Source organism: Mesorhizobium sp. M0306 (assembly GCF_040321655.1).
Taxonomy (GTDB): Bacteria; Pseudomonadota; Alphaproteobacteria; order Rhizobiales; family Rhizobiaceae; genus Mesorhizobium.
In genome coordinates this window covers 1-24,815 of sequence record NZ_JAMYRY010000004.1, presented here as the reverse complement: position 1 = coordinate 24,815, position 24,815 = coordinate 1, and the positions used below count along the sequence as shown (strand labels likewise).

The window sequence follows — 24,815 nt, the reverse complement described above, 5'->3', positions numbered from 1 at the left end:
CAATGCCCCATTCCATCGCTGTATTGTTTGCGCATTTCGGCCATTGGCTCCGCCTGATCAAGGCCGGAGACAAACTGCTGCCTGGGGACGAACGCAAAACGCCGACGCCGGTGCAGCTGGACGCGGAGCGCAACCGCCTGCCGCCGCGCGACGAAAGTTTCTACTGGGGCTGGCAATACTGGTCGCGGTGACCGACCGCCACGGTCCGCTGTGCGCTGCTCTGGAGGGAACTTGACGATGAACGCCTGCTCAAACGCGTGAACGGTTCGCCCAAGCCAAGCCGACCAGGCCGACCAGCACCGTCACGATGCCGACATAGAGCCATTGCGACTGGCCGGTCATGAAGCTGCCCCCGATGAAGCCGATGCCTTGCAACGTCCACAGCATGCCGATGGCGAGCACAATCAAGGCCAGCAGATTTTTGATCAATCTCATTGCTGAAACTCCTTTCCAAGTCGATCATCAGCCCGGCTCCGGCCGGAATGGAACAGCGAAAAGAAGCCGCTCGATTACACCAACTTCTACTTAGATGCTAACCTCCGATCCTGCGCAAGACATGCGGAGATCGGTGCAAAGATCATCAAGGAAGCTGTGCCGCTCTGCGGAAAGTCTCTGACAAATTGTTTCGCGCCGACTCCAAACGTGTAACATTGCCATGGAACCGACAGATCATTGCCGCATTTGCTGCCTCATTCGTCCCTAACCGCTGCGGGTCTGTCAACGGAGCCAGTCCCCAACACATGAACAAAAGCAACCAGACCGCGCTTGTCGCGGCCACGATCGCGGGCGGCCTGATGGTCGGCGCATCCACTGCCAGCGCCGCCGCGCAGTGCGGCCGTGCCTCCTGGTACTCACTGCATTCCAGAACCGCTTCCGGCGAGCGCATGAACCCGTCGGCGCTGACCGCAGCGCATCGCAGCCTGCCGTTCGGCACCAAGCTGAAGGTGACCAACCGCAACAATGGCCGCAGCGTCGTCGTGCGCATCAACGACCGCGGCCCGTTTATCAGGGGCCGGATGCTCGATCTGTCGAAGGGCGCAGCCAGTCAGCTCGGCTTCATCAGCTCGGGCCATACCGCTGTCTGCATGGCACGCGTCTAACTGCTCGGCCCGTCGCCGCTGCCGGGCACCTCGTCCAACGATCGTCCCAATAGCCTTCGCACTTGCACACTGAGCCGGCTGTTGCCGTTCCAGGCGGATTCTCAACGCCTTGGACGAAAGAACGAGCATAAATCACGCAAGTTGACGTATTGCATCGCAGCAGATTGTTGCTAACTTCCCCGCAAGGCATTCAAGGCTCGGCGCTGCTCGTCGGCCCTTCCATCGCAGTCGGCAGCGGGGTTCTCGATGTTCTACCAGCTCTACGAACTGAACCACGCCGCCTTGCAGCCGGCGCGCCTCTATGCCGATGCGGTGCGCCTGTTCTACTCCAATCCGCTCAATCCGGTCTCACACACGTCCTGGGGCCGCTCGGTTGCCGCAACGGCCGAACTGTTCGAGCGCACGACGCGCCGCTACGGCAAGCCGCAATTCGGCCTGACCAAGACCGTGGTCGACTGGAAAAACGTCGAGGTCAGCGAACGCACCGTCTGGTCGCGGCCATTCTGCAACCTGGTTCACTTCGAGCGCGCAGTTCCGGCCGGGCGCCGGCCGGATCCGAAGCTGTTGATCGTCGCGCCGATGTCGGGCCACTACGCGACGCTGCTGCGCGGCACGGTGGAGGCGATGCTGCCCTATGCCGACGTGCATATCACCGACTGGGTCGACGCGCGCATGGTGCCGCTGGCCGACGGCAGCTTCGATCTCGACGACTATATCGACTACATCGTCGACATGCTGCATGCGCTAGGCCCCGACACCCATGTGATGGCGGTGTGCCAGCCTTCGGTGCCGGTGCTGGCGGCGGTGGCACTGATGGAAGCCAAGGGTGATCCGTTCGTGCCCTCGACGATGACGCTGATGGGCGGCCCGATCGACACCCGCCGCAGCCCGACGGCGGTCAATCTACTGGCCCAGGAAAAGGGCATCGACTGGTTCCGCGACAACGTCATCATGCGCGCGCCCTGGCCGGTGCCGGGCTTCGGCCGCGAGGTCTATCCCGGCTTCCTGCAGCTTTCGGGGTTCATGAGCATGAACCTCGACCGCCACATCATCGCCCACAAGGACTTTTTCATGCATCTGGTGAAGCATGACGGCGACAATGCCGAGAAGCACCGCGAGTTCTACGACGAATATCTGGCGGTGATGGATCTGACGGCGGAATTCTACCTGCAGACCGTCGACACCGTGTTTGTCCGCCAGGCCTTGCCCAAGGGCACGATGACGCACCGCGGCGTGGCGGTCGACCCCTTGGCGATCCGCAATGTCGCCCTGTTCACGGTCGAGGGCGAGAACGACGACATCTCCGGCCTCGGCCAGACCAAGGCCGCGCACGACCTTTGCATCAACATCCCGGCCGACAGGCACGCCCATTACATGCAGCCGGCGGTCGGCCATTATGGTGTGTTCAACGGCTCGCGCTTCCGCTCCGAAATCGTGCCGCGCATCGTCGATTTCATTACCAGCTACGGCCGTCAGAACCGGGTTGCGGTGAAGCCCAAGCTGGTGAGGACCGGCAAGAAATAGGCGACCAGTGATGATGCCCGCCAATCCGCATCAGGTCGGTCAATGCCAAGATCATCGGTTGGCGGCCGTGCGGCCGGTCAACCTGTTGCACAATAGTCGCGTTGGCGCCACGCGGGTAACCATGCCGCAAAAATCAATCCATCCTCATAATTGACACGGACTGTAAATACCCCTTAACGTTTCGTTAATAACAAGGGACAAGCGGGGACAATGATTTCCTCACCAATGGCGAGAACGCTGCGCCTGTGCGCGCTGGCTGGACTTACTGTGGCGGCAGGTTGGGCCAGTTCGGCCTCGGCAGCCAGCCCGATGATAACAGGTGGCCCGACCTCGCAGCCGATCGGCCATTATGATTTCTGCAAGAGCTACGCGTCCGAATGCTCGATCCGCCCGAAGGATCTGTCGCCCGCCAGCCTGACCGGCTCGCTGTGGCGCAAGCTGCTCAGCGTCACGACAAAGGTCAACGCCGCCGTCAAGCCGGAGAGCGACTTCGACATCTACGGCAAGGACGAGGTCTGGGCCTATCCCGACAAGGGCGTCGGCGATTGCGAGGACTATGTCCTGGAAAAGCGCCGTGAGCTGAACCGGCTGGGCGTCTCGTTTGCCGATCTGCTGATGACCGTCGTCCGCAAGCCGGATGGCGAAGGCCACGCTGTGCTGACGGTGCGCACCGACAAGGGCGACTACATCCTCGACAATCTGACCGACCAGGTCCGTTCCTGGGACCAGACCGGCTATCGTTTCCTCAAGCGGCAGGCGATCGACAATACCGGCCGCTGGGTCTCGATCCGCGGCGGCCAGCAGGTTCTGGTCGGCTCGGTCCAGTAACAAAGCAACTCATTTCGGCCGGTTCAGCGCGGCGCGGATCGACGCAATGATGCGGCGAAGCTCAACTTCGTCGAGCTTTTCGATGTTGTCGGCCAGGAGATTCGCAAGTTCGGTCGCCGCCGGACTAAGGCCCGACGTGTCGAGCTTGACACGCGGATGCGAGGTTTCGGCCAATCGCGCCAGTTCCTCGGCGTCGTCCCAAATGATGTTGAAATAGCCGATGATCTTCTGGATCAGCGTCCAGCTCGGCGCACCGCGGCGGCCGTGCTCCAGCGCCGAGAGATAGGCTGCGCTGACGCCGATCGCCTTGGCCATGTCCTTCTGGCTGACGCCGCGCTCGCTTCGCAGCACCCTGAGCCTTTCGCCGAACGGGGTCACAAGCACATCCTCATGGGCATATCCTCATGAGCGCGCACGCCGCAAGCGGACATAGAGCGCGCCCGAGCCGCCATGGTTGCGGGCGGCATGGTCGTGGCTGGAGACGAGGGGCCGGAAGGCGGGTGTCGACAGCCATGACGGCACGGAGCGCCGCAAGACGCCGTCGCCGCCCGACGAGGAACCCTTGCCGGTGATCACCAGAACATAGCGGATGCCGCCGGCATGCGCCCGGCGCAGGAAGGAAAACAGCAGCGAATAGGCTTCGTCTTGGGTCAGGCCATGCAGGTCGACACGGCCCTCGATCGGCAGCCGGCCCTTCGACAGCTTGTCCAGCGTCGGTTCGTCGAGTGCGTGGGAGACATGCTGCGCCTTCGGCTTTGCGGCCGTGGCAGCATTGCCCGCGACCTGTGCCGGCGGCGGCGCCTGCCTGGTCTCGTCGATCTCCGGCCCGGCGTGTGGAATTTCGACGGCGGTTCTGCCCTTCAGCGGTTTTGCGGTGTGCGCCACCAGGTTCCACAGCACCCGGTCGTCCTCGCTCAGCCTGTCGATGCGCCGGGTCATCGGTCTGCTCCTGAAACCAGCGACCGGGGGATCAGCGCATAAAAATCGGCGGCGTTGCGGACGACGCCGGCGATCTCGCCGGCCGCATCGCCCGACCCGGCAAACAGATCACCGCGGGCCGGCCCGTTGATCGCCGAGCCGGTGTCCTGTGCGATCATCAGCCGCCGGAACGGTTTTCCGTCGAAGGCGGTCAGCGACGGTGCATCGATATGGAAGGGCGTGCCGAACGTGTGCAGCAGCCGGTCGACAGCGATCGAGCGGCCGGGTGTCAGTGGCACCTTGGCGGCAGCGATCGGGCCGAGGTCTGGATCGTCGACGCCCATCTCGCGGAAGAAGATGTAGGAGCGGTTGCGCCAAAGGATCTCGTCGACGCGTTCCGGATGCGCCTTGAACCAGGCACGGATCGACTGCATCGTCACTTTCTCCAGCGGGATCTCGCCTTCCTCGCTCAGGATCTTGCCCGGTCCGGTAAAGCGCTGGCCGGATTTGGCGGCATAGGTGATGCGGCGAAGCCTGCCGTCGGTCATGTTGAGCCGTGCCGCGCCCTGCACGTGAATGAAGAAGGCGTCGACCTTGTCGGCGAGCCAGGCGATTTCCAGCCCTTTTCCGGCAAGCGCGCCGCGTTCGATCTCGCCGCGGTCGAAATATTCGACCGGGCCGTTCGGCGCCGCACGAGCGAAGGCGAGATAAGGATCCAAGCCGGAAGGACGATTGCCGTCGTCGATGTCGACAAGGTCGGCCGGGCGGGCCAGCAACGGCACCGAAAATCGTTGCGTGCGCACCGGCGAGGCTTCGACCTCCGGCTCATAAAAGCCGGTGACCAGGCCGGGACCACCATCTTCGGCATCGATACGGGCCGGAACGAAATGGCGCTCGAAAAAGCTTCGGGCCTCAAACCGATTCGCCGGCGAAACGGTACGCGCTTCGGCATAGGCATCGGCAAAGCCATTGTAATCGACGCCGAGCGCGCCGGAGCGGTAGGGTTTGGTCAGGATATGGAAGGCCGAGCGGCGAAAGGCGTCAAAGGCAGGGAGATGGTCGTCCTCGCCCCAGCCCGGCAATTCGCCAAAGGATTTTTCGCTGAAGGCTCTAGAGAGCGACACGACAGCCCCCGCCGCCGTCCAGTTCAGTCTTCTTCTTCGGTGGCGACGAGCTTCCAGTTCGGATCGCGCGAGCGCGCGTCGCGGGCGAAGGTCCAGACGTCCTTGACCTCGGCGACGGTCTCCGGATCGCCGTCGATGACGGCGCCGGCCTTGTCGCGGGTCGCCGAGATCAGTTCGCTGACGATGCGCAGCGTGATGTGCGCCTCGCTGCCCTTCATTTCGGCCGAAACGATGTCGGCCTTGTCGATGCCGACGAAGGAGGACTGGATCTTTTCGGCTTTCGCCTCACGGTCGCCGATGGCCGCGACGAAGCCGTCATAGACCTCGCGCGACAAAAGGTTCTTCAAGGTTTTGCGGTCGCCATCGGCGTAGGCCATGACGATCATCTCATAAGCCATCTTGGCGCCGTCGACGAATGTCTTCGGGTCGAAGGTCGGATCATTGTCCTTGATCGCCCGCAGACCCCGGTTGAGATCGGTGTCGGGCTTGGCAAAGGCATCGATCGCCACATAGGTGTCGGCCGCCGGCTCTCCCGCCAGCCGCTTGCGCGGCAGCGAAACCACGTTCTCGGGTTTCTGGGCGGCATCCTTGTCGTTTTTGCGCGCTGCCGTATATGGATCGAAGGGCGGGCGTTCGTTGCCCGTGCGTCGGCCAAGCACGTTGCGCAGCTGGAAGAAGATCACCACCGCCGCAATCAGAAAGAAAATCGTGCCGAAGTCGAAAAAGCCCATATCTTGCGCCAATCAATCCCTGCTTTGGCCGGACCAGCGGCCAAGCAAGGGCCGCGATCACATAGCGTTCGGTATCCAAAGCATATAGAACGCATGGCGCAATCATTCAAATCAAAGGCAGCCATACCTATCTAACAGCTCTGGTGCCAGCGGCGATTGCTCGCCGGCCGGCAAAACATCGAAACGATCGGTCAAGATTTGCGTATTTCGCTGCTTCCCCTGTTTGTTCTCGCGCTTCCGCTGCTGGAGATAGCCGGTTTCGTCATTGTCGGCCGCCAGATCGGCGCGCTGGCGACGGTTGGGCTGGTGCTGGCCTCGAGCATAGCCGGCGCCTTGCTCCTTCGACACCAGGGTTTTGGCGTCATGGCCAGGGTGCGTGCCGAAATGGATGCCGGGCGTGATCCGAGCGCCCAGCTTGCGCATGGCGCCATGATCGTGCTGGCAGCGATCCTTTTGATCATCCCCGGCTTCATCTCGGATATTTTCGGCATTCTGCTGTTCCTGCCGCCAGTGCGCGATCTTGCCTGGCGGATGCTGAAAGGCCGCATCGTGCTGGCAACCGATTTCAGCAGTGGTTTGCGGGCAAGGCAACGCGGCAAGACCATCGATCTCGACGACGGCGACTATTCGCGCGCCGACGACCATACGCGCGGACCGGATTCTCCCTGGCGCCGCCTCAAGGACGAGTAGCCGCAAGGCAACCAGCGTCTTTTGCAAACCTTGTCTTGTCGGGCCGGCCATGATAGCGAACCCCGAATTTCAATCCGGTCAGCAACGCTGCCCAGGCAAAAGGACCACAGCTTATGGCCAGCAACGACGACGCGCCGACCGGCGCAGCCAACGGTAATGGAAATGCGGCGCAGCCTTCGCTCAACGTGCTTGCGCAATATGTGAAGGACCTTTCCTTCGAAAGCCCCGGCGCACCGAACTCGTTGCGCGGCCGCGACAAGGCCCCCGGCATCGCCATTAATGTCAACGTCAACGCCAACCCGCTTTCGGACAAGCAGTTCGACGTCAATTTGACGCTGAACGCAAAAGCGTCGTTCGACCAGGAAGTGCTGTTCAACGTCGAGCTGGTCTATGGCGGCGTCTTTGCCATCAGCGGCTTCCCGCAGGAGCACATGCTGCCGATCCTGTTCATCGAATGCCCACGGCTGCTGTTCCCGTTCGCCCGGCAGATCATTGCCGAGGCAACACGCAATGGCGGCTTCCCGCCGCTGATGCTAGACCCGATCGATTTCGCGCAGATGTTCCAGCAGAAGCTGGCCGAGGACCAGGCTGCCGCCGCCAAGGTCAAGGTGAGCTGAGCGCGGCTGTCTCGCTAGCGTTTGAAAAACCCGACCTTGCGCCGGGTTTTTTGTATACCCGCTGGCGGGACAGTACCCCCCTCTGGCCTGCCGGCCATCTCCCCCTCAAGTGGGGAGATCGGACTTCACGTCAGCCTTCGCCAATCCTTCATCGTCGCAGGAATGAGCCAAGCGCTGGGACGGCCCAATCTCCCCCCTTGAGGGGGAGATGTCCGGCAGGACAGAGGGGGGTGCGACGGATCACTCCGCTCAAAATCACTATGCCGCGGAACTCGCTTCCGGGGCGACGCGCAGCCAGAGCGCCTTTTCGCCCAATGTACCAACCATGCCTGCGTGTGCTGCGCGCTCGGCGTCGGTCAGGCGCGACGGCAAGGCGATCGGCCGCACACCGATCGAAATATCGATGTCGTCGACATTCTGCCTCCCGCCCGCCGGAGTCAGGATGCTGTCGAGGATAAGGCTTGCCTGCTTGCCGCCGATAAGCTCGATATAGACCTCGGCTAGCAATTCCGAATCGAGCAGCGCGCCGTGCTTGGTGCGGCGGCCGTTGTCGATGCCGTAGCGGCGGCAAAGCGCGTCGAGCGAATTGGGGCCCATCGGATGCTTGCGGCGCGCCAGCGCCAGCGTGTCGACGATCCGTCCCGGATCGATGGCCGGATGACCAAGCCGGCCGAATTCGAGATTGAGGAAGCCGATGTCGAAGCCGGCATTGTGCGCGACCAGCTTGGCGCCGTCGATGAAGGCCAGAAACTCCTCGGCGATCTCCATGAAAGTCGGCTTGCCCTGAAGATCGGCGGCGCTGATGCCGTGCACGGCCTGCGCCTCGTGATGGATCTGGCGGCCTTGCGGGTTGATGTATTTGTGGAAGGTTCGGCCGGTCGGGAAGCGGTTGACCAACTCGACGCCGCCAAGCTCAATGACGCGGTCCTCGCGCGTGTCGAGGCCGGTGGTTTCCGTATCGAAGATGATCTCACGCATCGAATCAGTCCATTGGTTCCGGTGTCATTCTAGCCGAATCACACCCGGAACAAAATGGCAACGAGTAATGTGGGCTGCAAGCCTCTTAACCAGGCCTGGCTGCCTTATCCCCGACTAGTTCGGCGATGATGGCCTTGACGGCAGCGCGAGCGGCGTCAAAGCCCTGGCCGGTGTCGATGACGAAGTCGGCGCGCCGGCGCTTTTCGGCGTCGGGAACCTGCCTGGCCAGGATCGACGCAAACTTTTCCTCGCTCATGCCCGGGCGTGCCAGCACGCGGGCGCGCTGGACTTCAGGCGGCGCGGTGACGACCACGACCTTGTCGACACGGTTCCGGCCGCCGGTCTCGAACAGCAGCGGTATATCGAGCACGGCAAGCGGTGCGCCGGCGGCACGATTTTCAGCCAGGAACGCATCGGCATCGGCACGGACCAGCGGATGGATGATCGCTTCGAGCCGTTTCAGCGCGGCGGCGTCGCCGAGCACCCGCTCCGCCAGTGCCGCGCGGTCGACCGCACCGGATCTGGTGGTCCCGGGAAAGGCCGCCTCGACCAAGGGCGCGGCCTTGCCGGCATAAAGCCGATGCACCGCCTCGTCGGAATCATGGACCGGCACGCCGGCCTCGGCAAACATCTTGGCTGTGGTCGACTTGCCCATGCCGATCGATCCGGTGAGGCCGAGTACAATCATTTTATCGCGCCGATATCGGCAATGATCATTTGCCGCAGCTCGGCGGAGACCTGCGGCCTGATGCCGAACCAGCGCTCGAAGCCGGGCACCGCCTGGTGTAGCAGCATGCCGAGCCCATCGACGGTTCTCAGGCCGCGCGCCTTGGCTGCGGCAAGCAGCGGCGTCTCCAGCGGCACGTAGACGATGTCGGTGACGATGGCGCGGTCCGGCAGTCTGCCCGGATCGGCGGACAGGCCTTCATTGCCATGCATGCCGAGCGCTGAGGTGTTGACCAGCAGGCCGGCATCCTCGAGCAATTCGCCGGTTGCCGCGATGTTGTGGGCGGAGACGCCGGCACCGAAGCGGTCGCGCAGCTCCTGCGCCCTCGCAAGCGTCCGGTTGACGATGCGGATGTCGCTGACGCCGCGCTGCTTCAGCGCATGGATGACCGCGCGAGCGGCGCCGCCGGCACCGAGCACCACGGCGGGGCCGTTGGCCGCCCAGCCCGGTGCATACTCGTCCAGATTGGCGGCAAAGCCATGGGCATCGGTATTGCCGCCCCACAATTCGCGATCCTCGAACCACAGTGTGTTGACCGCACCGATCTGTTCGGCGTCGGCGTCCCGCCGCTTGGCCAGAGCGAAGGCGGCTTCCTTGTGCGGGATGGTGACGTTGCCGCCACGATAGTCTTGTGCCTGCAGCGTTCGCAGGAATTCCGCAAACGCTTCCGGTGCAACGTCGATGGCCTGATAGAGGCCGTCGATGCCGTATTTCGCCAGCCAGTAGCCGTGGATCTTCGGGGACCTGGAATGTACGATCGGGTGGCCGGTGACGAAGGCTTTTTTCGGGGCCTCAGCCATCGATCGCCCCGAACTCACGCAGCTTGGCCAGCACCGGCAAAAGCGGCAGGCCGACAATGGTAAAATAGTCGCCTTCGATTTTTTCGAACAGCTGGATGCCCTCGCCTTCGATCTGGTAGGCGCCGACGCTGGACGACGCCTTGGCGCCGACGCGCGCCAGATGGCGGCCGATGAAGGCCGGATCGAGCTTGCGCATGGTCAGGTTGGCGATGCCAACATGCCGCCACAGAACCTGGCCGTCACGGGCCAGCACGACGGCGCTGTTGAGCTGATGCGTCTTGCCCGACAGTGCCAGCAGATGACGGCGCGCGTCTTCCATAGTGGCCGGCTTGTGGAACAGTTCGTCGCCGAGCGACAGCGTCTGGTCGCAGCCGAGCACCAGGGCGCCGGGCTTGCGCTCGCTGACTTCGGTGGCCTTGGCTTCGGCAAGCACCAGGGCGACATCCTCCGGCGACACGCCACTATTTTGCAGCGGCGCCTCGAGCGCGCGTTCGTCGACAGAAGCCGGAACCGCTTCGACCGTAACGCCGGCATTGACGAGCAGCGCCTTGCGGAACGGACTGCCCGAGGCAAGGATGATTTTTTCGGCCATTTTTTTCGCCCGTTTCCTGGCGCTCGCTAGGGTGTGTCGAGATTCAGGTCAGGCCGAGTCGAGAATGGTGGGTTCCGAGAACCGGAACGGAGCGGACATTTGGGTCCGTGAGTACCGGAAGCGCAGGAAACCGCCGTTCGCAGGCCGGCATCACCTGAATATGGACATGCCCTACCGCGTCTTGCCGCGCAGGGCAACGATCGCCGCCGCGGTCTCCTCAATCGAACGGCGGCTGACGTCGATCATCGGCCAGCCATGCCGCGTGCATATCTGGCGGGCATAGGCGAGCTCTTCGGCGATCGCGGCGCGGTCGACATAATCGGTCGGCTCATAGGCGCTGGTGCCGAGAATGCGGTTCTGCCGGACTTGCGATATGCGTTCGGCGGTGGCGACCAGGCCGACGATCAGCGGCCTCCTGGCATCGACCAGGCTTTCGGGCACCGGCACGCCGAGCACGATCGGAATGTTGGCGGTCTTGATGCCGCGATTGGCGAGATAGATGCTGGTCGGCGTCTTTGAGGTGCGGGAGATACCGACAAGCACGATGTCGGCATCGTCCATATTGGCCGGCAGCTGGCCGTCATCATGCTCCATGGTGAAATTGAGCGCGTCGATGCGGCGAAAATATTCAGCGTCCAGCACATGCTGGGCGCCGACGCGGCGGCCGGCCGGCGTGCCGAGATAGGACTGGAACACCGTCAGCACCGGCTCCAGCACCGAGACGCAAGGCAGGCCCATCGCCGCGCAGCGTTCGTCGATGCCACGGGCAAGCTTCTGGTCGACCACCGTGTAGAGGATGATGCCTGGCTCCTCCTCGATGTCCTCGAACACCTTCGTCACCTGCTTTTCGGTGCGGATGAGCGGGTAGATATGTTCGATGGCGCGCGCGTCCTTGTACTGCGCGGAAGCCGCGCGGCCGGCGGCCAGCAGCGTTTCGCCGGTGGCGTCGGAAATCAGGTGAAGGTGAAAGAAGCTCTGCGGTTTGTTCACAGGATACATTCCAGGCTGTGGGCCGATGTGGATAAGCCGGGCGGAAAACTCGGCCACCGCGAAGCGACTGTATCAGATGCCGGTTTGTCCACAATTCGATGTGCTGTCGGCTTCTCAGGGCGGTTGGGGACAAGTCCGGGGACGGAGCTTCTTGCCTTCGCGTCATCCACAGGGGCAATTTCCCTGGCCTGGCGGCAACGCATTGACTCCAGTCGTAAATTCCCGACTTTCCACAAAGTCCTGCAATCCCATTGGAGAAGCGCGCGACAATATGCTGGCTGGTCTTTTCGAGGGCAAAGCGGGACAGGAGACAACCACCACAACCAACAGACTCTTAGAATCATAAGATTCCTAAAAATAGAATATTTAATTATAGGGAAGCCTGGAAAGGCGAGCGCTCAATGCCTCAAGACCGGATCGTGCTGGACGTGTTGAGAGGCAAGGCGGCGTTTCCGCCGCCGCTCTGGATGATGCGCCAGGCTGGCCGCTATCTGCCGGAATACCGGGAGACGAGGAGACGGGCCGGATCGTTCCTCGATCTTTGCTACGACCCGGATCTCGCCGTCGAAGTGACGCTGCAGCCGATCGAACGCTTCGGCTTCGACGCATCGATCCTGTTTTCCGATATCCTTGTGGTGCCGCATGCGCTCGGCCGCGACGTGCGCTTCGAGGAAGGACGCGGCCCGCTGCTGACGCCGATCACGGCTGCGGAAATTGCGGCTCTCGACGGCGAAACGTTTCACGTGAATCTCGAGCCGGTCTACGAGACGGTGCGGCGGTTGCGCGCCAGACTGCCTGATGAAACGACGCTGATCGGCTTCTGCGGTGCGCCCTGGACGGTGGCGACCTATATGATCGCCGGCCACGGCACGCCCGACCAGGCGCCGGCCAGGCTGTTCGCCTATCGCGAGCCGGCAGCCTTTCTTCGGCTGCTGATGGTGCTCGCCGATCATTCGGCTGCCTATTTGATCCGCCAGATCGATGCCGGCGCCGACGCGGTGCAGATCTTTGATTCGTGGTCCGGCGTGCTCGACGAAGCGTCGTTCGAGTTGTTCTGTGTCCAGCCGGTGGCCGAGATCGTCCGGCAAGTGAAGGCTGCCCATCCCGACGTTCCGATCATCGGCTTTCCCAAGGGTGCCGGAGATCACTATCGAAGCTATCGCCAGAAGACCGGCGTGGCGGGGCTGGGCCTCGACTGGACCGTGCCCTTGTCGACGGCAAAGGAATTGCAGCGTGACGGCGCCGTGCAGGGCAATCTCGATCCGCTGCGGCTCGTAGCCGGCGGCAAGGCACTTGGCGACGGCGTAGCGGCGATCCTGAAGGCGCTGGGCGACGGGCCGCTGATCTTCAACCTCGGCCACGGCATCACACCGGAGACGCCGCTCGCGCATGTCGAGCAGATGGTCAAGCTGGTGCGGAGCGCGTCGTGACGATGATGGGCGCAGACAATGCGAACGGCACCAACACCGGCAAGGGCGCGATGCGCCGCGCGGCAATTGCGATCGCCATTTTTCTCGTGCTGGCCGGGCTGCTGTTTCTCTTCGGGCCCGATGATTTCTATCCCTGGGCGAAGGCGATCCATGTGATTGCCGTCATCTCCTGGATGGCGGGCATGCTCTATCTGCCGCGCTTGCTGGTCTATCATGCCGATGCCGAAAAAGGCTCCGTCCAGTCGGAGACTTTCAAGGTGATGGAGCGCCGCCTGCTGCGCGGCATCATCAATCCGGCAATGGTGATCACCTGGGCGTTCGGCCTGTGGCTTGCCTGGAAAGGCTTTGGTTTTCAGGGCGGCTGGCTGCATGCCAAGATCGCTGCGGTGGTTGGCCTGTCGGCCGTGCATGGCTATCTCGCCGGCGCCGTCCGGAAATTTTCCGAAGACCGCAATGAAAAACCGGCAAGGCACTGGCGGATCGTCAATGAGATCCCTACATTGCTGATGATCGTCATCGTCGTCCTGGTTATCGTGAAACCGTTCTGACGTCTTCGGTTGCCCGCAAAAGGCGGCTTGCTCTTTCAACCGACCGACGATAAAAGACGGGTCTTCCTTCCCGTCATGCGCCGCCCATTTATCGCTTCGGCCGCGCCCGGCATTTGTCGCATCCCGCCGATATTTTTCCCAAAGCTTACTCAGAGTCCGTCTAATGATGCAAGAAATGAAACTCACAGAGTTCAAGAACAAGAAGCCACCAGAGCTGATCGCTTACGCGGAATCGCTCGAGGTCGAGAACGCCAGCGTCATGCGCAAGCAGGAGCTGATGTTCGCGATCCTGAAGAGGCTGGCGACCCAGGATATCGAGATCATCGGCGACGGCGTCGTCGAAGTGCTGCAGGACGGTTTTGGTTTCCTGCGCTCTGCCAATGCCAACTATTTGCCAGGTCCCGACGACATCTATATTTCACCCTCGCAGATCCGGCGGTTCTCGCTGAAGACCGGCGATACGGTCGAAGGCCCGATCCGCAGCCCGAAAGAGGGCGAGCGCTATTTCGCGCTGCTCAAGGTCAACACGATCAATTTCGACGACCCGGAAAAAATCCGCCACAAGATCCATTTCGACAATCTGACGCCGCTTTATCCGACCTCGCGGCTGAAGATGGAAATGGAGGTTCCGACCTCCAAGGACATTTCGGCGCGCGTCATCGACCTGGTGGCGCCGCTCGGCAAGGGCCAGCGCGCGCTGATCGTGGCGCAGCCGCGCACCGGCAAGACGGTGCTGCTGCAGAACATCGCCCATTCGATTACCACCAACCATCCGGAATGCTACCTGATCGTGCTTCTGATCGACGAGCGGCCGGAGGAAGTCACCGACATGCAGCGCTCGGTGAAGGGCGAGGTTGTCTCCTCGACCTTCGACGAGCCGGCGGTGCGCCACGTCCAGGTTGCCGAAATGGTCATCGAAAAAGCCAAGCGCCTGGTCGAGCACGGCCGCGACGTCGTCATCCTGCTGGATTCGATCACCCGCCTAGGCCGCGCCTACAACACCGTCGTGCCGTCATCCGGCAAGGTGCTGACCGGTGGTGTCGACGCCAACGCGCTGCAGCGGCCGAAGCGCTTCTTCGGTGCTGCCCGCAATATCGAGGAAGGCGGTTCACTGACCATCATCGCCACGGCGCTAATCGATACCGGCAGCCGCATGGACGAGGTCATCTTCGAAGAGTTCAAAGGCACCGGCAATTCGGAAATCGTGCTCGACCGCAAGGTGGCGGACAAGCGCATCTATCCGGCCATGGACATCCTCAAGTCCGGCACCCGCAAGGAAGACCTGCTGGTTCCGCGCCAGGACCTGCAGAAGATCTTCGTGCTGCGCCGCATCCTGGCGCCTATGGGAACGACCGACGCCATCGAGTTCCTCATCGACAAGCTCAAGCAGACCAAGACCAACGCGGATTTCTTCGATTCGATGAATACGTAAGGTTGCGGGCTGGCCGTTGCCTTCGTCATCCTCGGGCTTGACCCGAGGATCCATGCCGTGAGGTCTACCGGAGAAAGCAGCGGGGCAGAATCTGCGCCGTTGCAGCGCGCGAAAGTCACGGCATGGATCCTATGGTCTGCGCTGCGTCGCTTCGCTCCTTGCTTCGCCATAGGATGACGAATTCTATCTTCGCCGCAATAACCCTTCCAGCTCTTCAGCTTCCATTATCACCGGCAGGCAAACCTGCCCGGTGCACAGCCAGGCGCCGGGCTCGGCCGTTGGCGGCAGGACGCCACCTGGCAAGGCCGGCAGATTTGTCGCCGAGCCAACAGGCACGACGATGTCCACCCGACGGGGGTCTGGATTTCGATTCGCAACCGGAACAAGCCTTGGATTCTCCGGTCTATCCACGATCACCAGTTTCAGCGGCTCCAGCGCCAGGGCACAGGCATTGACTATTCCCGCCTGGCCGTAGCCCTGGTGCTCCGCCCGCCCGCCCGCGTGCTCTGCGACTGTCCAGGCTTTCTCCCAGAGTTCGAGATCGCCCGAAAGCGACGACAATCGGACCAGGGCTTCGATGATCTGGCCGGTAGCGGAAGGAATGGCTTCGTCGACATCGCCGCGGATGCGGATCGGCACATCCCCGCTGTCGGACGCGGTCAGATAGTAGCCGGTCTTGTCGCTGTCGCGGTGCCAGAGATCGAGTTGCTCAATGAATTTCCTGCCTTGGGCGATGTAATCCGGACTGCCTGTCGCCTCGAACAGCGAGAAGGCGGCATTGGCCATGGCGGCATAGTCGCTCGATAGAGCCGGGAACAGCCTCTTTGCGCCGAGCATCGAATGCGGCAGGCGATTATCACGTCCGGCGCCCGCAATTGCGGCAAAGGCCGCTGCCGCCACTTCGATCCAGTCGGATCGGCCAAGCGACCGCCCGGCCTCGGCAAGGACTGCGATCATCAAGCCGTTCCAGTCGGTCAGGGCCTTGCCGTCACGCCCGGGCCGAACGCGCTGTTCCCTTGCCGCCAGCAGCCTTTGCTTGAGCGGAACCAGAAGGGCACGATCGACGACGCTTTGCGCCTGTTGAGCATCAGTCTGGCAAATGATCGGCTTGCCCTCCCAGCCATGCGGACCGGCAAGCGTGAAGTATTTGAAAAACAAGGCTGAATCGTCGCGGAGGGTGGCTTCGAGCTCATCCCTGCTCCAGGTGTAGAACAACCCCTCCTCGCCCTCGCTATCGGCATCGAGGCTGGCGGCAAAAGCGCCGCCCTCGACCCGCATTTCGCGCAACAGCCAGGCAATCATCTCTTCGATTCGCAGCCGGAACAATTCCTTGCCGGTTGACGCATAGGCCCAATTGCACAAGCGGATGAGCTGGGCATTGTCGTAGAGCATTTTTTCGAAATGCGGCACCAGCCATTCGGCGTCGGTCGAGTAGCGGCTGAGACCGCCGCCAATATGGTCGTAGATGCCGCCGGCCAGCATCTTTTCGAGGCTGAGGAGAACGGCGTCGCGGTGGGAAGCTGCGCCGTCGCGCAGCCAGGACAGCCAGAGGCTCTGCATGAACGGCGCGTTGGGGAATTTCGGCGCGCCGCGCAGGCCGCCCAAATCGCGGTCGATCATGCCGTCAATGCCGTTGGCGAGCTTTGCCAGCATGCCGCGGTCGAGCACGGCCTTGCCATGGCTGCCCGCCAGCCGCGTCTCGACATGCGTAGTCAAACCGTCGGCACTTTGGTTAAGGCTTTCTTTCTTCTCCCGCCAAGCCTTGTCTACCGCCTCCAGCACCTGGACGAAGCCCGGCCGGCCGTAGCGGGCCTCGCGCGGAAAGTAAGTGCCGCCCCAGAACGGCTTGCCGTCCGGGGTCAGGAACATGGTCAGCGGCCAGCCGCCCTGCTCGCCCATCGAGGACAGCGCCGCCATGTAGATCTGGTCGATGTCGGGGCGCTCCTCGCGGTCGACCTTGATATTGACGAAGAGACGGTTCATGACGGCGGCGACGTCGTCGTTCTCGAAGCTCTCATGCGCCATGACGTGGCACCAGTGGCAGGCGGCGTAGCCGACAGAGAGCAGGATCGGACGCTGCAGCGCCTTTGCTTCGGCCAAAGCGGCGGGCGACCATGGCCGCCAGTGCACCGGATTGCCGCTGTGCTGCTGCAGATAGGGGCTGGCCTCTTCGGCGAGCAGGTTTTGTGCAGGCAATGTCAACGGCGCTACTCGATGGCGGATTGAACAGGCATAGCTAGGGCGCTTCGGCAGAGCGGGCAAATGATTTCAAAAGACTCCATCGTGGCGCTGTCGAGCGGGCGCCTGCCGGCCGGCATTGCAGTGATCCGGATTTCAGGATCGCAGAGTCGATTCGCTATCGAAACGATTGCCGGATCGACGGTGCCGAACCGCGTTGCCACCTATCGCAAGCTCCGGGCGCCCGACGGATCGGTGCTGGACAGCGGCCTGGTCGTCTTCTTTGCCGGTCCCGACAGTTTTACCGGCGAGGACGTTGCAGAGTTCCATGTGCATGGCGGGCGCGCCGTCGTGGCGAGGATGCTGGAAACCATCGCCTCCTTCGATGGCGTCAGGCATGCCGAGCCTGGCGAATTCACCCGCCGCGCCTTTCTCAACGGGAAGCTCGATCTGGTCGAGACCGAGGCGCTGGCCGATCTCATCAACGCCGAAACCGAGGCGCAGCGGCGCTTTGCCGTGCACAACGCCGAAGGCGTGCAGAGCGACCTCTATCTGGGCTGGCGCCGACGGCTGATCCACGCCCGCGCGATGATCGAGGCCGAGATCGACTTTGCCGACGAGGATGACGTGCCGGGCTCGGTCGCCGATACGGTCTGGTCGGATGTCCGGGCGATGATCGAGGAAATAGAGCGCCATGTCGCCGGCTTCCGCGCAGCCGAAATCATTCGCGACGGGTTCGAAGTCGTGATCCTCGGCGCGCCGAATGCCGGCAAATCCAGCCTGTTCAACGCCTTGGCGCGGCGCGAAGCGGCGATCGTGACCGACGAGCCGGGCACGACCCGCGACCTGCTCGAGGTGGTACTGGACCTGAAAGGGATGCGGGTCAGGGTAACCGACACCGCCGGTCTGCGCGAAGCGCCAGGCATGATCGAGGCGATCGGCATCGAGAAGGCCAGGACCAAGGCGCACAGTGCGGATCTGCTGTTGCTGCTGGAGGATCTGGCGGAGCCAGTCGCGATCGGTGTGCTGCCGGGCGACATGCCGGCGCTGAGGGTCGGAACAAAAATTGACCTGTTTGGGACCAAATCGCCCTCGCCCTCGGCGCACTATGATTTCGCTATCTCGACGCGGGACGGCACGGGTTTGGCCGAACTGCTGGACGAGATCGGGCGTCGTGCCGCAGCGCAGATCGGCAAGGCCGGCGATATCCTGCCGTCTCGGCTGCGGCACGTCGAGCTGCTCAATGAGACGAAACGGTTCCTGGTTGCGGCTGTCACGGGGGGCGAGCGCGGGCAGGAGCTGCGGGCCGAGGAACTGCGCCTGGCGGCGGATCGGCTCGGACGAATCGTTGGGGCGGTCGATGTGGAGGATATGCTCGATGTGATTTTTTCGCAGTTCTGTATTGGGAAATGACTCACGTGAAACATTGGGGAAGGAGCACACAGCGATGGAGACGGAACGCTGGCGCTGTCCCCTCCAACGTCTGCTAGGTTCCTCGCGCTGCAGATCGCAGGGACTGTGGTCCGCTTCGCTTCGGTGAAGTAAAGCTGGCAACCAACGCGGACATTCTTCTAATCTAAAGTGTCGGACAAAATCAGATCCTCTGGCGAAGGAACCGGGGCCGTGATTCACGTGAAACAACTCCCAACCCACGCAGATGGGATTGTTTCACGTGAAACGAACAGTCCCCTGTCCTTGACAGCGCGTGCCTCCGGGGACATGTGTCGGTCCACTTGAATTCGGGATTCTGAAATGACCAATCACTATGATGTGGTTGTGGTGGGCGGCGGCCATGCTGGGTGCGAGGCGGCCAGTGCTGCCGCGCGGGCTGGCGCCAGAACGGCGCTGGTGACGCTGCGCTTCGACACGATCGGTGTGATGTCCTGCAATCCGGCGATTGGCGGCCTCGGCAAGGGCCATCTTGTTCGCGAGATCGATGCCATGGACGGGCTGATGGGGCGCGTCGCCGATGCGGCCGGCATCCAGTTCCGGCTGCTCAACCGCCGCAAAGGGCCGGCGGTGCGTGGTCCCCGCACGCAAGCCGACAGAAAGCTCTATCGGCTCGCCATGCAAGCGGCGATTCGCCAACAGACCGGTCTCGAGGTTGTCGAAGGCGAGGTGCTGGATTTCGAAATCTATGACGGGGAAATCGACGATGGGCGCATCGCGGCGGTGCTGTTGGCGGACGGAAGCCGGCTCGCCTGCGGCGCTGTGGTGCTGACGACCGGCACTTTTTTGCGCGGGCTGATCCATATCGGCGAAAAGAAGATTGTCGCCGGCCGCATGAACGAACAGGCGAGCATCGGTCTGTCGGCGACGATGAGCCGCGCCGGCTTCAAGCTCGGGCGGCTGAAGACCGGCACGCCGCCGCGGCTGGACGGCAGGACGATCGATTGGGCGTCACTGGAGAGCCAGGCGGCGGACGAAGACCCCGTGCCGTTCTCGCTGCTCACCGAGCGCATTCAAAACCCGCAGATCCATTGCGGCATTACCCGAACGACCAATGCCACGCATGAGCTGATTCGCGCCAATCTCGGCCGCTCGGCCATGTATTCGGGGTCAATCGAAGGCGTCGGGCCGCGTTATTGCCCGTCGATCGAAGACAAGATCGTCAAGTTCGGCGACCGCGAGGGCCACCAGATTTTTCTAGAGCCGGAAGGGCTGGACGACGACACGGTCTACCCGAACGGCATCTCGACCTCGCTGCCGGAAGATGTGCAACTGGACATCCTGAAGACCATTCCGGGGCTGGAGCGGGCAACCATGCTGCAGCCGGGCTATGCCATCGAATATGACCATGTCGACCCGCGCGAGCTCAAGCCAACGTTGGAAACCAGGCGGATAGTCGGGCTTTTCCTCGCCGGCCAGATCAACGGCACAACCGGCTATGAGGAGGCCGGTGCGCAAGGGTTGCTCGCCGGCTTGAATGCAGCGCGCAAGGCGTCGGCGAGCGATGAAATCGTGCTGAGCCGCACCGAAGCCTATATCGGCGTGATGGTCGACGATTTGACCAGCCGCGGCATCGCCGAACCCTACCGTATGTTCACCTCGCGGGCCGAGTTCCGGCTGTCGTTGCGGGCCGACAATGCCGATGAGCGGCTGACGCCGCTGGCGATGAGACTGGGGATCGCCTCGCCCGAGCGAATGCAGCGGTTCAACAATGTCATGCAAGACCTTGAGAAAGCGAGACAGCTCGCCCTCGGCACCACGATGACCCCCAATGAGGCGGCGCGCCATGGGCTCGAAATCAACCGGGACGGTGTACGCCGCTCGGCCTATGAGTTGCTGGCCTATCCCGGCGTCGACATCGCCTGGCTGGCGCGCATCGAACCGGCGTTCGCGGCGATCGACGCCAAAACGGCTGAACGTCTTGAAACGGAAGCCAAATATTCTGTCTATCTCGACCGCCAGCAGGCCGACGTATCGCAGATCAGGCATGAGGAGAGCCGGCTTATTCCGGAGTCGCTCGACTTTGCTTCTGTTCCCGGCCTGTCGAACGAGTTGAAGCAGAAGATGCTGGCACGCCAGCCTCGCTCCATTGCCGATGCGCAACGCATGGAAGGCATGACGCCGGCGGCGCTGGCGATTATTGTCGCACATGTGCGCAATGCCGAGGCGGCCGCGCGAAAGCAGGTCGCGTGAGCGCTGCGTCCTGGGCAAACCTGCAAGCGGCAGCGGGCCCGGTTTCACGTGAAACATTCGATCGTCTGGTCGAGTTCGAGGCCGTCTTCCAGAAATGGAATCGCCGGATCAATCTGGCCGCGCAGTCGACGCAGGACGATGTCTGGGGCCGCCACATCCTCGACAGCGCGCAACTGGCGCGAATCAAACCAGAGGCGAAGCGCTGGGTCGATCTCGGCTCGGGCGGCGGGTTTCCCGGCCTCGTGCTGGCCTTTTTGCTTGCCGAGCGAGAAGGCGCCGGTATCGACCTGGTTGAAAGCAACCGAAAAAAAGCATCGTTCCTGCAAGCGGTCGTCGGCCAGTTCAGCCTGCCCGCCAAGGTCATCGCGCGACGCATAGACGACAGCTATCCTCTTGTTCCTGCACCGCAAATCGTCACGGCCAGGGCGCTTGCTTCGCTGCCGGCCTTGCTCGACCTGGCTGCCCCATGGCTGACTAAGGGGTCGCGCGGCCTGTTTCACAAAGGCCGGGATTACCGCGCCGAAGTGGCAGAAAGCGCTCAACGATGGTCTTTCGATCTGGTAGAACATGCCAGTGCAACCGACGCGCAGGGCGTCATTCTCGAAGTATCCGACTTGCGACAGCTCCCTGGCTTGTGACCGGCGACCCAAATGAATTTCTGGCATAGACCCATGATGAAGAACGGCCCCCGAATCATCACCGTCGCCAACCAGAAGGGCGGCGTCGGCAAGACGACAACCGCCATCAATCTGGCCACCGCGCTGGCAGCCATAGGCGAACAGGTGCTGATCGTCGATCTCGACCCGCAGGGCAATGCCAGCACCGGGCTTGGCATCGACCGGCGCGACCGCACCGTATCCTCCTATGATGTGCTGACCGGCGAGCTCGATCTCGAAGCAGCCGCGATCCCGACGGCGGTGCCAGGCCTGTCGATCGTGCCGTCGACGCTCGACCTGCTCGGCATCGAGATGGAAATCGCCTCGGCGCCGGATCGGGTTCTGCGGCTGCGCAACGCGCTACGGGCTTCGGCCGAGCGTTCGGCCAAATTCGGCTATGTGCTGATCGACTGCCCGCCCTCGCTCAACCTGTTGACACTGAATTCGATGGCTGCGGCCGATTCGGTGCTGGTGCCGCTGCAATGCGAGTTTTTCGCGCTGGAGGGCCTGAGCCAGCTTTTGGAGACGGTCGAGCAGGTGCGCCGTTCGATCAACCCCAACCTGACGATCCAGGGCATCGTGCTGACCATGTTCGACGGGCGCAACAATCTCGCCAACCAGGTGGTGCAGGATGTCCGGGCGCATATGGGCGACAAGGTCTATGAAACCGTCATCCCGCGCAACGTCCGCGTTTCCGAGGCGCCGTCCTATGGCAAGCCGGCGATTCTCTACGACCTCAAATGCTCGGGCAGCCAGGCCTATCTGCAGCTTGCTTCGGAAGTCATCCGTCGCGAGCGCAAATTGCGGGCCGCCTGAACAATAAGCCGATTCGACACCGAAACGATCTGGACGGACGATGAACGAAGACCCTTCGAGAAAAAGACTGGGACGGGGACTAGCGGCGCTGATCGGCGAAATCGATCGCCCGGCGGCTCCGGAAAAGCCCGGGCTGACGGCCGACGGCAAGGTGCCGATCGAGTTCCTCAGCCCCAACCCGAAGAACCCGCGCCGGCATTTTGGCGACGCCGACCTGACCGACCTCGCCCAGTCGATCCGCGAGCATGGCGTGGTGCAGCCGGTGGTGGCGCGGCCGTCGAAAACCCAAACAGGCCGCTACGAGATCATCGCCGGCGAGCGTCGCTGGCGTGCGGCGCAACGCGCCGGGCTGACCGAAATCCCGATCATCGTACGCGACGTCAACGATCGCACGGCGCTAGAGCTTGCGATCATCGAAAACGTCCAGCGCACCGACCTCAACCCGGTCGAGGAAGCATTGGGCTACCAGCAGCTGATCGACGACCACGGGTATACGCAGGCCGATCTCGGCCAGGTGATCGGCAAGAGCCGCAGCCATGTCGCCAATACACTGAGACTGCTCAAGCTGCCCGACGTCATTCGCGACATGCTGGTCGACGGCGCGCTCTCGGCCGGCCATGCCCGCACCCTGGTGACGGCCGCCGACCCGGCCGGGCTTGCCAAGCGGATCATCGACGAGGGGCTTTCGGTGCGCCAGGCCGAAGCCTTGGCGCAGATGCCGGTCGGCGCGCCGACGGCAAAGCGCCAGCCTGCGCCCCCGCCGCAAAAGGATGCCGACACGCTGGCGCTGGAAAAGCTGATGACCAATACTATCGGCATGATCGTCACGATCGAGCACAACCAGCGCGGCGGCGTGATCAGCGTCGCCTATCGGACGCTGGAGCAGCTCGACGAGCTTTGCCGAAGGCTGAAGCGGGAGTAGGGTTGCCAAAACGTCGAGGTCTTTAGCCGGCAAATAACGTTTTTTCTGCGGCGCCGGTCATTGGCGAAATCGTCGAAGTAATTAATCTCCCCCCTTGAGGGGGAGATGGCCGGCAGGCCAGAAGGGGTCGTCTCACATCAAGCGCCCACGTCGTCTGTCGTCGCGGAAGGGGCTGGTGTTCCACGCGCTGCGACCCCCTCTGTCGCCTTCGGCGACATCTCCCCCTCAAGGGGGGAGATCAGGTGCGCTGCGCCAGCCTTGCGCTCTCCACGGCAATGCCGAGCAGCGCCTGGCGTGCCAGCGCGACCGACAGATCCGGCCGCCGGCGGGTCTGCAGGACCGCCGTCTGCAGGCGGTTGAGTGCGCGGCCGAGCGCTTCGCTGCTCCACCGTTCGAGGGCTTTCTCCACCAGCTTGCGCCGCGAGAAAAAAACCGGCGGGCGCGCCGCGGCAACGACCGAAGCGGCATTGCGGCCGCCGGCGTCCATCTGGCCACGCATCGCCTGGATCGTCTGCAGCTGCCGCATCGCCGATGAAAGCACCAGGAAGGGCTGGCCGCCGGACTGGCAATGGCGGGTAAAGGCGGTGTCGAAGTCGGCGATCCTGCCTTCGAGCAGGGCGTCGACCGCCGCATCGAAGGAGAGGCCGGAGACATCGCCAGACGTCGCCTTGACGTCGTCGAGGCCGATTTCGGGCTGGCCATGCGCATAAAGCACCAGCTTTTCGATCTCGCCGCGCGAGGCCAGCCGGTCGCCGCCGAGATTGCGGCGCAGCGCCTGCCGCGCCTCCAGTGTCATCGACATGCCGGCCTTGCGCAGTTCGTCGTCGATGACCGTATCGATATCCCTGGCTTCATCGGCATAGCAAGGCAGAGCCATGGCATTGTCGGCCGCCTCCACCACGGCGCGCAGGCCGACGCCCTTCTTCAGGTCGCCGGCCTCGATGAGGATGATGGCGTCGCGCGCGGGCTCTGACGTTAGCGCCTTGACGTCGTCGGCAAGCGCCTTCTGGGCGCCGGCATTGCGCACCCATAGCAGGCGCCGCTCCGAAAACATCGGCACGGTGCGGGCCTCGTCGAGCAGGCGGCCCTCGTCGCGATCGACCTCCGAACCGTCCAGCCTGACCACCGAGAACGGATCGTCAAGCGGCAGGCCGGTTCTGCCGGCAAAGGCCTTTGCCCGCTCGGCAACCAGCCCGCGATCGGGACCGTAAAGCAACACGATCGAGACGCGCGGATCCGGCTTCGCGAGCCATGCATCGACCTCGTATGCTTTCTTCTGTGCCATGGGCGCTGATTAGCATGACGCGGGCGCGGGGTGAACCAAGGTGTTGACGGACGCCGGCGGGACAGCACCCCCCCTCTGTCCTGCCGGACATCTCCCCCTCAAGGGGGGAGATTGGCAGCTTTGCCGCCGGCTCTTTCTACAGCATTGGAAATTGGCGAAAGCGGAGATGAGGGCGAAATCTCCCCCCTTGAGGGGGAGATGTCCGGCAGGACAGAGGGGGGCGAAGGAACTTGACCTAGCGATCTTGTCACCGAAATTCACTCCTCGTGCGCCAGATCAGCCCGGAC

26 protein-coding genes are annotated in these 24,815 nt (G+C 63.0%); 14 read left to right on the top strand and 12 right to left on the bottom strand.

Going from position 1 to position 24,815, the window contains the following annotated elements; genetic code table 11:
- The first annotated feature begins 2 nt into the window (after positions 1-2).
- On the top strand, positions 3-191 hold the full coding sequence (locus NKI95_RS08690) for a hypothetical protein (protein ID WP_352715916.1): 189 nt from the start codon (positions 3-5) through the stop codon (positions 189-191).
- A 58-nt stretch (positions 192-249) separates the two neighbouring features.
- Here NKI95_RS08690 and NKI95_RS08685 read toward each other — a convergent pair whose 3' ends face one another.
- Positions 250-435 carry a hypothetical protein gene (locus tag NKI95_RS08685; protein WP_352715913.1) on the bottom strand — a complete coding sequence of 62 codons (186 nt, stop codon included), beginning with the start codon at positions 433-435 and terminating at the stop codon, positions 250-252.
- A 305-nt stretch (positions 436-740) separates the two neighbouring features.
- On the opposite strand from NKI95_RS08685, the gene NKI95_RS08680 reads away from it, so the two are divergent.
- The 3 genes from NKI95_RS08680 (at position 741) to NKI95_RS08670 (ending at position 3,452) form a co-directional block, all read left to right on the top strand.
- Positions 741-1,100 carry a septal ring lytic transglycosylase RlpA family protein gene (locus NKI95_RS08680; RefSeq protein WP_352715911.1) on the top strand — a complete coding sequence of 120 codons (360 nt, stop codon included), beginning with the start codon at positions 741-743 and terminating at the stop codon, positions 1,098-1,100.
- Between the two features lie 246 nt (positions 1,101-1,346).
- Positions 1,347-2,624, top strand: a complete 1,278-nt coding sequence (locus NKI95_RS08675) for a polyhydroxyalkanoate depolymerase (protein WP_352715908.1) — start codon at positions 1,347-1,349, stop codon at positions 2,622-2,624.
- Between the two features lie 210 nt (positions 2,625-2,834).
- Positions 2,835-3,452 carry a transglutaminase-like cysteine peptidase gene (locus tag NKI95_RS08670; RefSeq protein WP_292659644.1) on the top strand — a complete coding sequence of 206 codons (618 nt, stop codon included), beginning with the start codon at positions 2,835-2,837 and terminating at the stop codon, positions 3,450-3,452.
- Between the two features lie 9 nt (positions 3,453-3,461).
- On the opposite strand, the gene NKI95_RS08665 is transcribed toward NKI95_RS08670, so the two are convergent.
- The 4 genes from NKI95_RS08665 to NKI95_RS08650 are packed head-to-tail and all read right to left on the bottom strand — an operon-like array spanning position 3,462 to position 6,225.
- Complete coding sequence (locus tag NKI95_RS08665) at positions 3,462-3,830, bottom strand: helix-turn-helix domain-containing protein (protein ID WP_352715905.1); 369 nt, start codon at positions 3,828-3,830, stop codon at positions 3,462-3,464.
- 24 nt (positions 3,831-3,854) lie between these two features.
- On the bottom strand, positions 3,855-4,391 hold the full coding sequence (locus NKI95_RS08660) for a Smr/MutS family protein (RefSeq protein ID WP_352715902.1): 537 nt from the start codon (positions 4,389-4,391) through the stop codon (positions 3,855-3,857).
- Complete coding sequence (gene mltA / locus NKI95_RS08655; protein WP_352715900.1) at positions 4,388-5,494, bottom strand: murein transglycosylase A; 1,107 nt, start codon at positions 5,492-5,494, stop codon at positions 4,388-4,390. Before mltA ends, NKI95_RS08660 begins: the two co-directional genes overlap by 4 nt.
- 23 nt (positions 5,495-5,517) lie before the next feature.
- A complete protein-coding gene (locus NKI95_RS08650) occupies positions 5,518-6,225 on the bottom strand; it encodes a Tim44/TimA family putative adaptor protein (RefSeq protein WP_292659652.1) in 708 nt (235 codons plus the stop codon).
- A gap of 198 nt (positions 6,226-6,423) precedes the next feature.
- Between NKI95_RS08650 and NKI95_RS08645 the strand changes: the two genes are divergently transcribed.
- Positions 6,424-6,915 carry an FxsA family protein gene (locus NKI95_RS08645; protein ID WP_352715898.1) on the top strand — a complete coding sequence of 164 codons (492 nt, stop codon included), beginning with the start codon at positions 6,424-6,426 and terminating at the stop codon, positions 6,913-6,915.
- Positions 6,916-7,028: 113 nt separating this feature from the next.
- The gene (secB, locus tag NKI95_RS08640) at positions 7,029-7,532 is read left to right on the top strand and encodes a protein-export chaperone SecB (RefSeq protein ID WP_292659655.1); all 504 of its coding nucleotides are present in this window, start codon (positions 7,029-7,031) and stop codon (positions 7,530-7,532) included.
- Between the two features lie 258 nt (positions 7,533-7,790).
- Here secB and dnaQ read toward each other — a convergent pair whose 3' ends face one another.
- From dnaQ to NKI95_RS08615, 5 genes are all read right to left on the bottom strand, one after another.
- Complete coding sequence (dnaQ, locus tag NKI95_RS08635) at positions 7,791-8,510, bottom strand: DNA polymerase III subunit epsilon (RefSeq protein ID WP_352715895.1); 720 nt, start codon at positions 8,508-8,510, stop codon at positions 7,791-7,793.
- An 85-nt stretch (positions 8,511-8,595) separates the two neighbouring features.
- Entirely contained in the window at positions 8,596-9,198 is a 603-nt protein-coding gene (gene coaE / locus NKI95_RS08630; protein WP_352715893.1) for a dephospho-CoA kinase, read from the bottom strand.
- Positions 9,195-10,037 (bottom strand): shikimate dehydrogenase, encoded by an 843-nt coding sequence (locus tag NKI95_RS08625; RefSeq protein WP_352715890.1) that lies wholly within the window; start codon positions 10,035-10,037, stop codon positions 9,195-9,197. Before NKI95_RS08625 ends, coaE begins: the two co-directional genes overlap by 4 nt.
- On the bottom strand, positions 10,030-10,629 hold the full coding sequence (locus NKI95_RS08620; RefSeq protein ID WP_352715887.1) for a Maf-like protein: 600 nt from the start codon (positions 10,627-10,629) through the stop codon (positions 10,030-10,032). Before NKI95_RS08620 ends, NKI95_RS08625 begins: the two co-directional genes overlap by 8 nt.
- Before the next feature lie 171 nt (positions 10,630-10,800).
- Entirely contained in the window at positions 10,801-11,619 is an 819-nt protein-coding gene (locus NKI95_RS08615; RefSeq protein WP_292659665.1) for a pyruvate, water dikinase regulatory protein, read from the bottom strand.
- A 401-nt stretch (positions 11,620-12,020) separates the two neighbouring features.
- Between NKI95_RS08615 and hemE the strand changes: the two genes are divergently transcribed.
- From hemE to rho, 3 genes are all read left to right on the top strand, one after another.
- Entirely contained in the window at positions 12,021-13,049 is a 1,029-nt protein-coding gene (hemE, locus tag NKI95_RS08610; protein ID WP_352715884.1) for a uroporphyrinogen decarboxylase, read from the top strand.
- Between the two features lie 2 nt (positions 13,050-13,051).
- A complete protein-coding gene (gene hemJ, locus NKI95_RS08605) occupies positions 13,052-13,597 on the top strand; it encodes a protoporphyrinogen oxidase HemJ (protein WP_502909142.1) in 546 nt (181 codons plus the stop codon).
- A 166-nt stretch (positions 13,598-13,763) separates the two neighbouring features.
- Entirely contained in the window at positions 13,764-15,029 is a 1,266-nt protein-coding gene (gene rho, locus NKI95_RS08600) for a transcription termination factor Rho (RefSeq protein WP_023675925.1), read from the top strand.
- A gap of 183 nt (positions 15,030-15,212) precedes the next feature.
- Here rho and NKI95_RS08595 read toward each other — a convergent pair whose 3' ends face one another.
- On the bottom strand, positions 15,213-17,231 hold the full coding sequence (locus NKI95_RS08595; protein WP_352715882.1) for a thioredoxin domain-containing protein: 2,019 nt from the start codon (positions 17,229-17,231) through the stop codon (positions 15,213-15,215).
- A 60-nt stretch (positions 17,232-17,291) separates the two neighbouring features.
- Between NKI95_RS08595 and mnmE the strand changes: the two genes are divergently transcribed.
- From mnmE to NKI95_RS08570, 5 genes are all read left to right on the top strand, one after another.
- Positions 17,292-18,620: a tRNA uridine-5-carboxymethylaminomethyl(34) synthesis GTPase MnmE gene (gene mnmE, locus NKI95_RS08590; RefSeq protein ID WP_352715880.1), complete on the top strand. Its 1,329-nt coding sequence runs from the start codon at positions 17,292-17,294 to the stop codon at positions 18,618-18,620.
- Between the two features lie 339 nt (positions 18,621-18,959).
- Positions 18,960-20,849, top strand: a complete 1,890-nt coding sequence (mnmG, locus tag NKI95_RS08585) for a tRNA uridine-5-carboxymethylaminomethyl(34) synthesis enzyme MnmG (RefSeq protein ID WP_352715878.1) — start codon at positions 18,960-18,962, stop codon at positions 20,847-20,849.
- On the top strand, positions 20,846-21,487 hold the full coding sequence (rsmG, locus tag NKI95_RS08580) for a 16S rRNA (guanine(527)-N(7))-methyltransferase RsmG (protein ID WP_352715875.1): 642 nt from the start codon (positions 20,846-20,848) through the stop codon (positions 21,485-21,487). Before mnmG ends, rsmG begins: the two co-directional genes overlap by 4 nt.
- A 33-nt stretch (positions 21,488-21,520) precedes the next feature.
- Positions 21,521-22,321 carry a ParA family protein gene (locus tag NKI95_RS08575; protein WP_352715872.1) on the top strand — a complete coding sequence of 267 codons (801 nt, stop codon included), beginning with the start codon at positions 21,521-21,523 and terminating at the stop codon, positions 22,319-22,321.
- Between the two features lie 40 nt (positions 22,322-22,361).
- Positions 22,362-23,243 carry a ParB/RepB/Spo0J family partition protein gene (locus NKI95_RS08570; RefSeq protein ID WP_352715870.1) on the top strand — a complete coding sequence of 294 codons (882 nt, stop codon included), beginning with the start codon at positions 22,362-22,364 and terminating at the stop codon, positions 23,241-23,243.
- Between the two features lie 238 nt (positions 23,244-23,481).
- Here the strand turns inward: NKI95_RS08570 and holA are convergent, their stop codons facing one another.
- Positions 23,482-24,528, bottom strand: coding sequence for a DNA polymerase III subunit delta (gene holA / locus NKI95_RS08565; RefSeq protein WP_352715868.1), 1,047 nt, complete (start codon positions 24,526-24,528; stop codon positions 23,482-23,484).
- Positions 24,529-24,815: the final 287 nt, after the last annotated feature.